This is a genomic window from Pseudomonas tritici (genome assembly GCF_014268275.3).
Taxonomy (GTDB): domain Bacteria; phylum Pseudomonadota; class Gammaproteobacteria; order Pseudomonadales; family Pseudomonadaceae; genus Aquipseudomonas; species Aquipseudomonas tritici.
Genome location: NZ_CP077084.1, coordinates 305623 through 317810, shown reverse-complemented (window position 1 = coordinate 317810; position 12188 = coordinate 305623). Strand labels below are relative to the sequence as shown.

At 60.4% G+C, this 12188-nt stretch carries 13 protein-coding genes; 3 read left to right on the top strand and 10 right to left on the bottom strand.

The genetic code is table 11. The features are described from left to right. The first annotated feature begins 40 nt into the window (after positions 1-40). Positions 41-811 (top strand): MetQ/NlpA family ABC transporter substrate-binding protein, encoded by a 771-nt coding sequence (locus HU722_RS01350; protein ID WP_065875630.1) that lies wholly within the window; start codon positions 41-43, stop codon positions 809-811. A 161-nt stretch (positions 812-972) separates the two neighbouring features. Here the strand turns inward: HU722_RS01350 and HU722_RS01345 are convergent, their stop codons facing one another. Genes HU722_RS01345 through HU722_RS01325 form a run of 5 tightly spaced genes read right to left on the bottom strand, consistent with a single transcriptional unit; the run spans position 973 to position 4896 of the window. Then, positions 973-1608 carry an SCO family protein gene (locus HU722_RS01345; RefSeq protein ID WP_065875629.1) on the bottom strand — a complete coding sequence of 212 codons (636 nt, stop codon included), beginning with the start codon at positions 1606-1608 and terminating at the stop codon, positions 973-975. Continuing rightward, positions 1605-2504, bottom strand: a complete 900-nt coding sequence (gene cyoE, locus HU722_RS01340; protein ID WP_065875628.1) for a heme o synthase — start codon at positions 2502-2504, stop codon at positions 1605-1607. Before cyoE ends, HU722_RS01345 begins: the two co-directional genes overlap by 4 nt. Next, positions 2492-3571, bottom strand: a complete 1080-nt coding sequence (locus HU722_RS01335; RefSeq protein ID WP_065891263.1) for a COX15/CtaA family protein — start codon at positions 3569-3571, stop codon at positions 2492-2494. Before HU722_RS01335 ends, cyoE begins: the two co-directional genes overlap by 13 nt. Positions 3572-3581: 10 nt before the next feature. Then, positions 3582-4166, bottom strand: a complete 585-nt coding sequence (locus tag HU722_RS01330) for a PA_0111/PP_0108 family redox-active disulfide protein (protein ID WP_065875673.1) — start codon at positions 4164-4166, stop codon at positions 3582-3584. Next, complete coding sequence (locus HU722_RS01325; RefSeq protein ID WP_065880365.1) at positions 4132-4896, bottom strand: SURF1 family protein; 765 nt, start codon at positions 4894-4896, stop codon at positions 4132-4134. Before HU722_RS01325 ends, HU722_RS01330 begins: the two co-directional genes overlap by 35 nt. Before the next feature lie 28 nt (positions 4897-4924). Here HU722_RS01325 and HU722_RS01320 point away from each other — a divergent pair, with 28 nt between their 5' ends. Then, positions 4925-5128, top strand: a complete 204-nt coding sequence (locus tag HU722_RS01320) for a twin transmembrane helix small protein (protein ID WP_016978774.1) — start codon at positions 4925-4927, stop codon at positions 5126-5128. A gap of 6 nt (positions 5129-5134) precedes the next feature. Here the strand turns inward: HU722_RS01320 and HU722_RS01315 are convergent, their stop codons facing one another. Genes HU722_RS01315 through coxB form a run of 4 tightly spaced genes read right to left on the bottom strand, consistent with a single transcriptional unit; the run spans position 5135 to position 9440 of the window. After that, complete coding sequence (locus HU722_RS01315; RefSeq protein WP_065875625.1) at positions 5135-6022, bottom strand: cytochrome c oxidase subunit 3; 888 nt, start codon at positions 6020-6022, stop codon at positions 5135-5137. A gap of 35 nt (positions 6023-6057) precedes the next feature. Next, positions 6058-6609, bottom strand: a complete 552-nt coding sequence (locus HU722_RS01310) for a cytochrome c oxidase assembly protein (protein WP_065891266.1) — start codon at positions 6607-6609, stop codon at positions 6058-6060. Between the two features lie 58 nt (positions 6610-6667). Next, positions 6668-8254 (bottom strand): cytochrome c oxidase subunit I, encoded by a 1587-nt coding sequence (ctaD, locus tag HU722_RS01305; RefSeq protein WP_065875623.1) that lies wholly within the window; start codon positions 8252-8254, stop codon positions 6668-6670. Between the two features lie 58 nt (positions 8255-8312). Beyond that, positions 8313-9440 carry a cytochrome c oxidase subunit II gene (gene coxB / locus HU722_RS01300; protein WP_065880363.1) on the bottom strand — a complete coding sequence of 376 codons (1128 nt, stop codon included), beginning with the start codon at positions 9438-9440 and terminating at the stop codon, positions 8313-8315. 368 nt (positions 9441-9808) lie between these two features. Here coxB and HU722_RS01295 point away from each other — a divergent pair, with 368 nt between their 5' ends. After that, the gene (locus HU722_RS01295; RefSeq protein WP_065875621.1) at positions 9809-10456 is read left to right on the top strand and encodes a hypothetical protein; all 648 of its coding nucleotides are present in this window, start codon (positions 9809-9811) and stop codon (positions 10454-10456) included. Positions 10457-10584: 128 nt separating this feature from the next. Here HU722_RS01295 and HU722_RS01290 read toward each other — a convergent pair whose 3' ends face one another. Then, a complete protein-coding gene (locus HU722_RS01290) occupies positions 10585-12132 on the bottom strand; it encodes a SulP family inorganic anion transporter (RefSeq protein WP_065891267.1) in 1548 nt (515 codons plus the stop codon). Between the last annotated feature and the right edge of the window lie 56 nt (positions 12133-12188).

The window sequence follows — 12188 nt, the reverse complement described above, 5'->3', positions numbered from 1 at the left end:
CCGGCCCCCGCCGGCCATGCCCGAACAAGGAGTTTGCTGGATGAAAAAACTACTGGTTGCTTTCGCCGCCGTTGCCGCGTTTTCCGCCCACGCCGAGACCATTACGGTCGCCGCTTCGCCGGTCCCGCACGCGGAAATCCTGGAATTCGTGAAACCTGCCCTCGCCAAAGAAGGCGTGGACCTGCAGGTCAAAGTCTTCACCGACTACGTGCAGCCGAACGTACAGGTCGCTGAAAAGCGCCTGGACGCCAACTTCTTCCAGCATCAGCCGTACCTGGATGAGTTCAACAAAACCAAGGGCACTCACCTGGTGAGCGTAGCCGGTGTGCACCTGGAACCCCTGGGCGCTTACTCCAGCAAATACAAAACCCTCGCTGAGCTGCCTGATGGCGCCAACGTGGTGATCCCGAACGACGCCACCAACGGCGGCCGCGCGCTGTTGCTGCTGGCCAAGCACAACCTGATCACCCTGAAGGATCCGACAGACATCCTATCGACCATCAAGGACATCACCGCCAATCCGAAAAACCTGAAGTTCCGCGAACTCGAAGCCGCCACCCTGCCGCGCGTGCTGACCCAGGTTGACCTGGCGCTGATCAACACCAACTACGCGCTGGAAGCCAAGCTGGACCCGTCCAAGGACGCCCTGGTCATCGAAGGCAGCGACTCGCCTTACGTGAACATCCTGGTCACCCGCGAAGACAACAAAGACTCGGACGCTGTGAAGAAGCTGGTCGCAGCCCTGCACACGCCGGAAGTGAAGAAATTCATCGAAGAGAAGTACAAAGGCGCGATCAAGCCGGCGTTCTGATCCAACTCGATCTCCCAGACACTGGAGATCAAAAAATGTGGGAGCGGGCTTGCCCGCGATGGCGGAGCGTCAGTCACCGAATATGTTGACTGGCCCACCGCTATCGCAGGCAAGCCAGCTCCCACATTTGTTTTGTGGTGTAGGCTGAATTGGCGTCCGGCTTATTTACGCTGTAGCAACACCGGCAGTTGCACCACCAGCTTCTGATTGTTCAACGGCGCCCGGATAAACCCACGCTGCGTCCCATCCGGCCCGATCAGCGCCAGGTTGCCGCTGTGGTCGACGGTGTAGTTCGGCTTGCTGGTATCCGCCGGAATGAACGGAATGCTCACGGCATTCGAGACCTTCTGCACATCCTCCACATTCGCGCCGGTCAGGCCCTGGAACTGCGGGTCGAAGTAGCCCAGGTACTGCTTGAGCTGAGTCGGCGTGTCGCGGTGCGGGTCGACGCTGACCAGGATCACCTGCAACTTATCCACAACGTCCTTGGGCAGCTCGCTCTTGATCTGGCGCAGTTGGGCGAGGGTCGTCGGGCAGATGTCCGGGCAAAAGGTGTAGCCGAAGAACAGCAGACTCCACTTGCCTTTCAACTCATTGACCAGCACTGGCTGGCCGTCCTGATTAGTCATGGTCACCGGCGGTAGCTGACGGCTTTGCGGCAGCAGGATGATGCCGGCGTCGATCAAGGCAGTAGGGTTGCCCTGGCCTTTGCCCGAGAGCACTTTGTTGACGGTCAGGCCCATGATCAATGCCACCAGGGCCACCAGGATGAAGACAGTTTTTTGAGTTCGAGTCATAGGTTCAACAGTAAGTAGTGGTCTACGAGCAGGGCGATAAACAGCAGCAACAAGTACCAGATAGAATACTTGAAGGTGTTGATCGCCGCGTGCGGCCGAGCGCCACGGTACAACACCCAGGCCCATTGCAGAAAGCGCCCGCCCAATACCAGCGCGCACGCAAGGTACAACAGGCCACTCATATGGATCACATACGGCATCAGGCTCACCGCCAGCAAGGCGAAGGTGTAGAGCAGGATATGCACCTTGGTGTAGTGCTCGCCATGGGTGACCGGCAGCATCGGGATATCGGCCTTGGCGTATTCCTCCTTGCGGTGGATGGCCAGGGCCCAGAAGTGCGGCGGGGTCCAGGCGAAGATGATCAGCACCAGCAGCAGGGGTTCGGCACTGACATGGCCGGTGACGGCGACCCAGCCCAATAATGGCGGCGCGGCACCGGCGAGGCCGCCGATGACGATATTTTGCGGCGTCGCACGCTTCAGGAAACCGGTGTAGATCACTGCGTACCCCAGCAGCGAAGCCAGGGTCAGCCATGCTGCCAATGGGTTGGTGAACGCCAGCAACAGCGCCAATCCCGCAACAGCCAGAAACAATGCAAAGGCCAACGCAGCCAACGGCGACACACGCCCCTGCGCCAACGGCCGCTTATGAGTGCGCGCCATCACCGCATCAATCCGCCGGTCCACCACGTGGTTCACCACCGCCGCGCCACCGGCACACAGTGCAATGCCCAGGTTGCCAAACACCAGCACTGTCCACGGCACACCCGCGCGCGTTGCGAGAAACATCCCCACCAGCGAGGTGATGAGCATCAACACCACCACTTTCGGCTTGGTCAGCTCCAGGTAGTCACGCCAGATCGCCTGGCCGTGACGCGCGCCGATCAAGGTCGCCATGGCATCTCTCCTTTAAGGGTGATGAGGCCCGATACGTGTTTGCGCGGGCTGAAACGCCAGCCGAACGGCCGTTGATTACGCACCCGAACCAGGCTGGTGCGAGCGTGGTAATTGACCAGCACCAGACTCAGCAACAACGCAACGCCCCCAGCGTTATGGCCTACAGCCACTGCCAGCGGCAGCCCGAACGCCACATTGCTCAGGCCCAGGCAGATTTGCGCAGCCAGGGCGATCAGCAGCAAGCCCGCCAACCGCGTCATGCCCACGGCGCGCAGTTGCCAGGCCAGGCCGAGCAGTACCAGGCTGACGATGACAGCACCGATGCGGTGGGTCAGGTGAATGGCCGTGCGCGCTTCGCTGTCCAGCTGCCCGCCCAGGTAATTGGGGCCGATGTGCTGGGTAAGATGAAAGCCGTTGGCAAAATCCGCCGCCGGCCACCATTCGCCATGGCACGTTGGCAAATCAACGCAGGCCACCGCCGCGTAGTTGGAGCTGACCCAGCCGCCCAGCGCAATCTGCCCGATCACCAGCACCAAGCCTGCCGTCGCCCAATACTGCAGGCGCTTGGGCACGATCAACGCAGGCAGCACGCCCGACAAGCGCAGGGTCAACAGAAACAACAGGCTCAGGGTCGCAAAGCCGCCGAGCAAATGCCCCGTCACCACCTGCGGCCACAGCTTCAACGTGACCGTCCACATGCCAAACGCCGCCTGTGCAAACACTACCGCCAATAGAAACAGCGGCAATTTCACCGGCTGACCGGGATCACGCCGATGGCTCCACGAGCGCGCCGCCAGCAGCAAGATCAGCAGGCCCAACGTACCTGCGAAGTAGCGGTGAATCATTTCGCTCCAGCCCTTGTCCGCCTCAACCGGTGTATCGGGGAAATGCAGTTCGGCATGGGCCAGCTGAGTTTCGCTCTGCGGCACGCTGATAAAACCGTAGCAGCCAGGCCAGTCCGGGCACCCCAGTCCAGCATGGGTCAGGCGGGTATAAGCCCCCAGCAGCACGACGATCAGCGCCAGCAAGGTGGCAAACAACGCGAGGCGAAATCCAGGTTTGGCCATGACGATGCCCTTATCCGATATTCGACAGTTTCAGCAGATGGCGCAGATCGTTGAGCAAGTCCTTGCCCTTGACCTTAGCGTCGTAGCGCAGCACCAGGTTGCCGTGGGGATCGACGATCCACAGCTGTGCATCGCCCGGCGCGCCGGCGTCCTTGGTGAAGGTCGCCAGGTCCAGCGGGTAACGCTGCAGTTGCGGGTATTCAGCCTTGAGCTTGGCCTCGTAGTCGGTGGTGACCGGCTGCGCACTGGCCAAGGCGTGGCTGGCACGGGAGGCGTCGCGGCCGAGACCGATCTGCAATTGGCGCGCGAGGTACACCAGTTGCTGGCAATCCGCGGCACAGGCAGCGGGCGCGGTGACCAGCAGTTGCCAACGCTGTTCATCGGCTTGCACGCCAATATCGGCGCGGGTCTGGCCGTTGCCGATCATCTCGCCATGGTAGCTGCGGCTTTCCGGCACCCAGAACTGCAATTTGTACATGAAGGTCGCCAGCGCCATCGGGCCGATCACCATCATCAGGATCAGCAACAGCTGCCAACGGCCTTTGCGCCGATCAGGCACGTCAGACATGTTGAGTGGATTCATGGCCGCTCCCATGGGGCTTCTCCTTTTTGTTGTGCCATCCGAGGTAGAGGTAAAGCGCCAGCAGGGCCAGCGACATGGCGAACCACTGCACGGCATACGCCAGGTGTTTTTCCGGCCCCATGGCCACGATGGGCCAGGTGGTTTCGTAGGTGCCGGGGCCTGCTTCGGCCCGTAGCTCGTAGGCGAAACCGCTGCGCCCCAGTTCAGCCCACAGCGCGGCCGGATGCAGGGCGGTCAGCAAGCGCGGCCATTGCGCGCTCGCCGGGTCGGCATGCAGTTGGAAGGTTTCGCCGGGGGCGACGTACACCCAGGCATCCAGGTTCAAGGGCTGCTCAGGGGTGGCAAAGACGGGCGGCGTGCGCCGATCCGGCCAAGGCAGCCAGCCGCGATTGAGCAAGAGCCACAGGCCGCTGGCCTGGTCGTGGAAGGGTTGCAGCAGCTCTACGCCGGCCTTGCCGTCACGCAGGCGGTTATCGAGAAACACACTGTGTTCAGCGTCGAATTGCCCGCGCAGGCGCACACGACGAAAAGCCGGGTCAGCCAGCTCGTTGAGCTGTGCACTGCTGATCGGATCAGCCGCGCGCCGCTCGGCATAATTGTCCACCATCAGCTGTTTTTCATGGCCGCGGGACAATTGCCAGAACCCCAGGCCCACCATCAACGGCAGCAGCACCAACACCACCAGCGTCGGCGCAATCCCGGGGCGAAAGCTTTTCATGGCGCTGGCTATACTTGTTTTCATTGCCCGCCCATCCAATTGGAGCCAGACCATGCTCAAAGCCGCTATTGCCCTGATGCTGATCGCGACTGTTGTGAGCCTGTTCAGTGGCTTGTTCTTTCTGGTCAAGGACGAGGGCAACTCCAACCGCCTCGTCACCGCCTTGACCGTGCGCGTGGTACTGGCCGTGATCACCGTGGCGCTGATCGCCTGGGGCTTTTTCAGCGGCCAGCTGGTTTCTCATGCGCCGTGGTAAGGCGCCTCACAGCACATAGACGAAGAAAAACAGCCCGATCCACACCACGTCCACAAAGTGCCAATACCAACTCGCTGCTTCGAAGCCGAACTGGTGCTCGGCATTGAAATGCCCCTTCAGGATGCGCATCAGCATCACGAACAGAATGATGGTGCCGATGGTGACGTGCGCCCCATGAAAGCCGGTGAGCATGAAGAAGGTCGCGCCGTACACGCCCGAGCCGAGCGTGAGCCCCAACTCTTTATAAGCGTGGATATATTCCTCGGCCTGGAACCCAAGAAATGCCAGACCCAGCAGCACGGTGATCGCCAGCCAAATCTTCAGCGCGCCGCGATGGCCTTTGCGCAGGGCATGGTGGGCGATAGTAATGGTCACGCTGGAACTCACCAGCAAGATGGTATTGACCAGCGGCAGGCCCCACGGACTGATGGTCCCCTCCGGCGCGGGATACAGTTTCGGATCAGGGTTGTTAAGCAACGGCCAGGCAAACTCGAAGTTTGGCCACAGCATATGCGCAATGCCTTTTGAGCCTTCGCCAGCCAACCACGGCGCCGACATGTGCCGCACATAAAACAGCGCACCAAAGAACGCGATAAAGAACATCACTTCGGAAAAGATGAACCAGGTCATGCCCCAGCGGAACGAGCGGTCCATCTGCGAACTGTACAAACCGGCGCGGCTTTCCTTGATCACCGCGCCGAACCAGCCAAACATCATGTAGGCCAGCAGCAAGCCACCCACGAAAAAGATCCACGGGCCGTGGGATTCCGGGCGCGCCGCCTTCAAGTCGTTGAACCACAGACCCAGGCCATACACGGTGATCAACAAGCCAAACGTGGCAATTATCGGCCATTTGCTTTGCGCCGGTACGTAGTACGTATCATGAGTCGACATGTATTCGCTCTCCTGATTGAGCGGGCAAACAGTAGCTAGCCACCGGTATGGACAGCCACGGGCGGTTGGCGCGCGGTGATATCAAACAGCGTGTACGCCAGGGTCAGATTTTTCACATCCTTGGGCATGTCGCGGTCGACAATGAAGCGCACCGGCATCTCAATGCGCTGGCCTGGCTGCAGCACTTGCTGGGTGAAGCAAAAGCACTCGGTCTTGTGGAAGTACATCGCCGCTTCGGCCGGGGAAATGCTCGGCACGGCTTGGGCCGTCATCGGTTTGTCAGTGGGGTTGTAGGCCACGAACAGCATCTCGGTCACCGCGCCCGGATTGACCACCACTTCGTCAGCCTTGGCATAAAAATCCCAGACCATATCGATGGCATTGGTGGACAAGAACTGCACGCGCACCTGGCGTGAGGGGTCCACCACCTGCGAGCCCTCGTACTGCCCGGCGGTCTTGCCGTTGATGCCGAACGCTTTGCACATCACGTCATAGATCGGCACCAGCGCAAAGCCGAAGGCGAACATCGCCACCACCAGGATCAGCAGGCGGGTGACGAGGCGTTTGAGCGGAACGGACTCAGCCATCACACCACCCCCGCTTTTGACTTTCTGTGGGAGCTGGGAGTAGTAGCCACCAATGTGCTCACTTGACCTCCGGCGGCGTAGTGAAGGTGTGATACGGCGCGGGCGAAGGAATGCTCCATTCCAGGCCCTCGGCGCCATCCCACGGTTTAGCCGGCGCCGGTGTACCGCCACGGATGCACTTGATCACGATAAACAGGAAGAAAATCTGCGTGGCCCCGAACATGAATGCGCCAATCGACGAAACCATGTTGAAGTCAGCGAACTGCAGGTTGTAGTCCGGCACCCGGCGCGGCATCCCGGCCAGCCCGACGAAGTGCATCGGGAAAAACGCCAGGTTCATGCCCACGAAGGACAGCCAGAAGTGCAGCTTGCCCAGGGTTTCGTCGTACATGTGGCCAGTCCATTTCGGCAGCCAGTAGTAGGCCGAGGCGAAGATGCCGAAAATCGCGCCGGGCACCAGCACGTAATGGAAGTGCGCCACCACGAAGTAGGTGTCGTGGTACTGGAAGTCCGCCGGGGCAATCGCGAGCATCAAGCCGGAGAACCCGCCGATGGTGAACAGAATCACGAAGGCCACCGCAAACAGCATCGGCGTCTCAAACGTCAGCGAGCCTTGCCACATGGTGCTGACCCAGTTGAACACCTTCACCCCGGTGGGCACGGCGATCAGCAGGGTGGCGTACATGAAGAACAGCTCGCCCACCAACGGAATACCGACCACGAACATGTGGTGCGCCCAGACGATGAACGACAGGAACGCAATGCTCGCCGTGGCGTAGACCATTGAGGTGTAGCCGAACAACGGCTTGCGCGAGAAGGTCGGGATGATCGAACTGACGGCGCCAAAGGCCGGCAGGATCATGATGTACACCTCGGGATGGCCGAAGAACCAGAACACATGCTGGAACAGCACGGGGTCACCGCCACCGGCCGCACTGAAGAAGCTGGTGCCGAAGTGGATATCCATCAGCATCATGGTCACGCAGCCGGCCAACACCGGCATGACTGCGATCAACAGGAACGCGGTGATCAGCCAGGTCCAGACGAACAGCGGCATTTTCATCAACGTCATGCCGGGGGCACGCAGATTGAGGATGGTCGCGACCACGTTGATGGCGCCCATGATCGAACTGATGCCCATCAGGTGAATGGCGAAGATAAAGAACGTCACGCTTTCCGGTGCATAGGTGGTGGAGAGCGGCGCGTAGAAGGTCCAGCCGAAATTCGGCCCACCACCGGGGGCGAACAGGGTCGATACCAGCAGCAGGAACGCCGCCGGCAGCAGCCAGAAGCTGAAGTTGTTCATGCGCGGCAGGGCCATGTCGGGTGCGCCGATCATCAGCGGAATCATCCAATTGGCCAGGCCGACAAACGCCGGCATGACCGCGCCGAACACCATGATCAGCCCGTGCATGGTGGTCATCTGGTTGAAAAACGCCGGCTCGACGATCTGCAAGCCGGGCTGGAACAATTCGGCACGAATCACCATGGCGAACGAACCGCCGAGCAGGAACATGGTGAAGGCGAACCACAGGTACAGGGTGCCAATGTCTTTATGGTTGGTGGTCAGCACCCAACGCATCAAACCCTTGGCGGGGCCGTGGGCATGGTCAGCGTGACCATGGTCATCGATCACAGCGCTCATGGCCGTTCTCCTGAGAGCAAGTGGGCAGGGCGGGTCGAGGTAAACGCCATGAAAGAGGTCATTTGCTTTCCGCCTGCTTGATGGCCAGCACGTCTTTAGGCGTGACCATGTCGCCTTTGTTGTTGCCCCACGCGTTGCGCTCGTAGGTCACCACGGCGGCGATATCCACTTCCGAGAGCTGCTTGCCGAAGGCGGCCATCGCGGTGCCGGGCTTGCCGTGATAGACGATGCTCAGGTGGCCTTCTTTCGGGCCGGTGGCGATCTTCGAGCCCTTGAGTGCAGGGAACATCGGCGGCAGGCCCTGGCCTTCAGCCTGGTGACACGCCACGCAGGTGGTGTGGTAGACCTTGTCGCCACGCGCCACCAGCTCTTCCAGGGTCCACTCCTTGGAGGTCAGCTCCTTGAGCTTGGCGGCCTCTGCCTTGCGCTCGCCGAGCCAGGTTTCGTAATCGGCCTTGGACTTGACCTCGACCACGATGGGCATGAAGCCGTGGTCCTTGCCGCACAGTTCGGCGCACTGGCCACGGTAGATGCCGGGCTTCTCGACACGCGTCCAGGCCTCGTTGACGAAGCCGGGGATGGCGTCACGCTTGACCGCAAAAGCCGGCACCCACCACGAGTGGATCACGTCGGCGGCCGTCACCAGGAAGCGCACTTTGGCCCCCACTGGCAACACCAGCGGCTGGTCGACTTCCAGCAGGTAGTGTTCGCCCTTGGTCGCCTGGTTGTGAATCTGTTCGGCGGGCGTGGCCAGGTTGCTGAAGAACTCCACGTCCTGGCCCAGGTATTTGTAATGCCATTTCCACTGGTAGCCGGTGACCTGGATATCGATATCCGATTCACTGCTGTCGTAGATATTGATCAGGGTCTTGGTCGCCGGAATGGCCATCGCGATCAGGATCAGCAAGGGCACTACGGTCCAGAGGATCTCCACGGTCGTGCTCTCGTGGAACTTCGCCGCGACCTGGCCCGTGGACCGGCGATGAACGATCATCGACCAGAACATCGCGCCAAACACGATGATGCCGATCACCACACAAATCCAGAAAATGGTCATGTGCAGGTCGAACACAGCGTGACTGACTTCTGTCGCCCCTGGCGCCATATTCGTTGTCCAGGCGGCATGTGCCTGGCCGAATACTGACCACAACAGGAGGCCCATCCAAACATGTGGATGTCGCATCATTGCGGGTTCCCCTTATCGTTCTTGTTATCCCGCCGGTTTGCACCTGCGTCGAAGGGAGCGGCTTCCATACTGCTTACAACCGCTTAGCCTTGCCTGCTTATGCAGTCTGGCGTCATCAGCTAATCGCGTACAAATCCGAGTATAGACAGGCTCTGCAACCCCGCAATGTGTAGGGGTAAATGAGCTGAAATGAGGCATTTGGGCCTAATGAAACAGGCTGCGGAATCGTTTATGCGCTGCGCTATCGCGATTCGATATAACGCCTGCGCATAACCATGAAATAATTATGACAAATGCGTCTGAGGCGCTCGTATAAACGAGCTACCTTATCCTCTCCCTTTTCCTACGCCTGCATCACTGGAGCCTTCATGAACACCGCCGCATTGCGCGAGCAGATTTCCCGTGCCCACCAACACGAAACCAGCACGGGCCAGCTTGCCCAGCAACTGGAAAAACAATTGCCGCACCTGCATTCGGCCATTTCCCTGGCTGACGGTGATCGCAACATTGTCATGAGCCGCTTTGTCACCGCCTACATCGACCTCGTCCCGGATTTGCTGGACGCTGCCAACGACGTGGCCCGCGAGGCCGGTATCGAAAGCCAGATCAAACCGGTGCTGAAGATCGCCGAGCATTTCTTCCTGCAGCCGCCTGCGATCCTGGCGGGCCACGAGGGGCTCGACGGCCTGCTGGATGAGGCTTACCTGGCCCATCGCCTGGTGGAAGAAGTCAACGATCTGTATATCAAGCATTTCGGTCAGCCGTTGATTCCGGCGGATACCACTGTGGCTAACGTGATTGCCCACCAACTGATTGGCGAAACATTCGCTAATCAACTGGATGAGGCGGTGCATCACGCAGTGGATGAAATGCTCAACGAAGAGAGCTTTGCGCTGGAGTCGGTGGAGGCTTACCGCGAAACGCTCAAGAGCCCGAACACCGAGGCCGCGTGGAAGCGCTGGCCGTGCCTGTCGCGGCAGTTGGGGGTTGAGTTGGCGTTGGATCAGCCGGCCTAGATCTTAGATCCAATGCAAAACCCATGTGGGAGCGGGCTTGCTCGCGAATGCTATGGTTCAGTCAACACTTCCGGTGACTGACACTCCGCCTTCGCGAGCAAGCCCGCACACATTTTGATCCGGTTTCGTCAGCTTACAGATGGCGCCGAACCTATCCCCGTTGTCATTCGCACCCGCCCTTCCAACCGGCGCTTCAACCCACGCGCCTCGATCACCAGTGTCGAACCCTTCGCCGCATTGGCACGCCCCCATTCCTCCAGTAACTCCAGGCAAGAATGGTCAATGTAATTCAGGTTGTTCAGCGGTACGTGCAAGGTCGTCCCAGCGGGCACTGTTGCCAGCACTTGAGTCAACGCCGGCACTTTCAGGAAGGTCGCCGCCCCCGTCAGGCGCAGCTCCATCTCATCGACCTGGGGCAAGTCGATCAGGCTGACCTTAAGCCGTGAGGCCTTGAACGCCAGTTTGACCAACGTCAACCCAAAGCCCACCAGCACGCCGGTCAGCAGGTCGGTAAAGATGATCGCCAGCGCCGTGGCCGCATAGGTAAACATCGGCATCCGCCCATAGCGCCCCAGCGCCTTGAACGCCTTGATGTCCACCAGCTTGATCCCGGTATACACCAGCACACCCGCCAGGCTCGCCACTGGAATGCTTTGCAGCACGCTCGACAGCAGCAATACGAAACCCAACAGCCACACACCGTGGAACATCGCCGACAAGCGCGTCGTGGCACCGGCCTGTACGTTGGCCGAACTGCGTACGATCACACCGGTCATCGGCAGGGCACCGACCAGGCCACACAGCATGTTGCCTACACCTTGCGCAGACAATTCCCTGTCAAAATCAGAACGCTGACCGCTGTGCATGCGGTCGACCGCCGCAGCGGAGAGCAGGGTTTCGGCACTCGCGATAAACGCCACGGCGAACGCGGCGATCAACAGTTGCGGATCAGCGAGGTTCAGCAAGTCGCTGGGACGCAGCCAGTCGATGGCATCGGCGAGATTTTCCGGCACCTCCACACGCTTGACCTGCAACGCCAGCACCAAACTGACAACGGTGGTCAGGCCAACGCCCAACAAGGCGCCCGGCACAAAGCGCAGGCGTTGCGGGCGTAATTTGTCCCAGGTGTACATCACCAGCATTGTCGATAAACCGAGCAATCCCGCCTGCCAGCCAAGGCCGCCGCCCAGGGTCGGGATCGCTTCAGCCAACGCCGCAGGGAAGCCTGCCAGGTTATCCAGCCCCGAAGGTTTGGGCGCGCCGTCGAGCATCACGTGGATCTGCGACAGCACGATCAGCACGCCAATCCCTGCCAGCATGCCATACACCACCGCCGGCGCCGTGACACGGAACCAGCAGCCCAGACGCAAACGCCCGGCGACCAGTTGCAGAAAGCCCGCCAGCAACAGGATCGGCCCGAGCATCATCATCCCGTGCTGGCGCACCAGCTCGAAGACCAGCACAGCCAAACCTGCGGCGGGCCCACTGACTTGCAGCGGCGACCCTGCCAGCCAACCCACGACCAAACCACCGATGATCCCCGTGATAAGCCCTTTGGCCGGCGGCATGCCGGACGCAATAGCAATGCCCATGCACAGGGGCAGGGCAACCAGAAAAACAACCACCGAGGCGAGCAGCTCTCGTGGCAATACAGCTTTCAATTGAGCAGCACGCATGATGACTCTCCCGAGGCATTGGCCGGGCGCGGTAAAACCTGGCTGCATCCATGGCA

Excerpts from the sequence above, each read along its gene's own strand:
- cyoE (WP_065875628.1), bottom strand. The coding sequence starts at position 2,504 with ATGGCGACCTTGATCGGCGCGCGTCACGGCCAGGCGATCTGGCGTGAC.
- HU722_RS01350 (WP_065875630.1), top strand. The coding sequence starts at position 41 with ATGAAAAAACTACTGGTTGCTTTCGCCGCCGTTGCCGCGTTTTCCGCC.
- HU722_RS01295 (WP_065875621.1), top strand. The coding sequence starts at position 9,809 with ATGAACACCGCCGCATTGCGCGAGCAGATTTCCCGTGCCCACCAACAC.
- HU722_RS01330 (WP_065875673.1), bottom strand. The coding sequence starts at position 4,166 with ATGGGAGCGGCCATGAATCCACTCAACATGTCTGACGTGCCTGATCGG.
- coxB (WP_065880363.1), bottom strand. The coding sequence starts at position 9,440 with ATGATGCGACATCCACATGTTTGGATGGGCCTCCTGTTGTGGTCAGTA.
- HU722_RS01325 (WP_065880365.1), bottom strand. The coding sequence starts at position 4,896 with ATGAAAACAAGTATAGCCAGCGCCATGAAAAGCTTTCGCCCCGGGATT.
- HU722_RS01320 (WP_016978774.1), top strand. The coding sequence starts at position 4,925 with ATGCTCAAAGCCGCTATTGCCCTGATGCTGATCGCGACTGTTGTGAGC.
- HU722_RS01335 (WP_065891263.1), bottom strand. The coding sequence starts at position 3,571 with ATGGCCAAACCTGGATTTCGCCTCGCGTTGTTTGCCACCTTGCTGGCG.
- HU722_RS01345 (WP_065875629.1), bottom strand. The coding sequence starts at position 1,608 with ATGACTCGAACTCAAAAAACTGTCTTCATCCTGGTGGCCCTGGTGGCA.
- HU722_RS01310 (WP_065891266.1), bottom strand. The coding sequence starts at position 6,609 with ATGGCTGAGTCCGTTCCGCTCAAACGCCTCGTCACCCGCCTGCTGATC.
- ctaD (WP_065875623.1), bottom strand. The coding sequence starts at position 8,254 with ATGAGCGCTGTGATCGATGACCATGGTCACGCTGACCATGCCCACGGC.
- HU722_RS01290 (WP_065891267.1), bottom strand. The coding sequence starts at position 12,132 with ATGCGTGCTGCTCAATTGAAAGCTGTATTGCCACGAGAGCTGCTCGCC.
- HU722_RS01315 (WP_065875625.1), bottom strand. The coding sequence starts at position 6,022 with ATGTCGACTCATGATACGTACTACGTACCGGCGCAAAGCAAATGGCCG.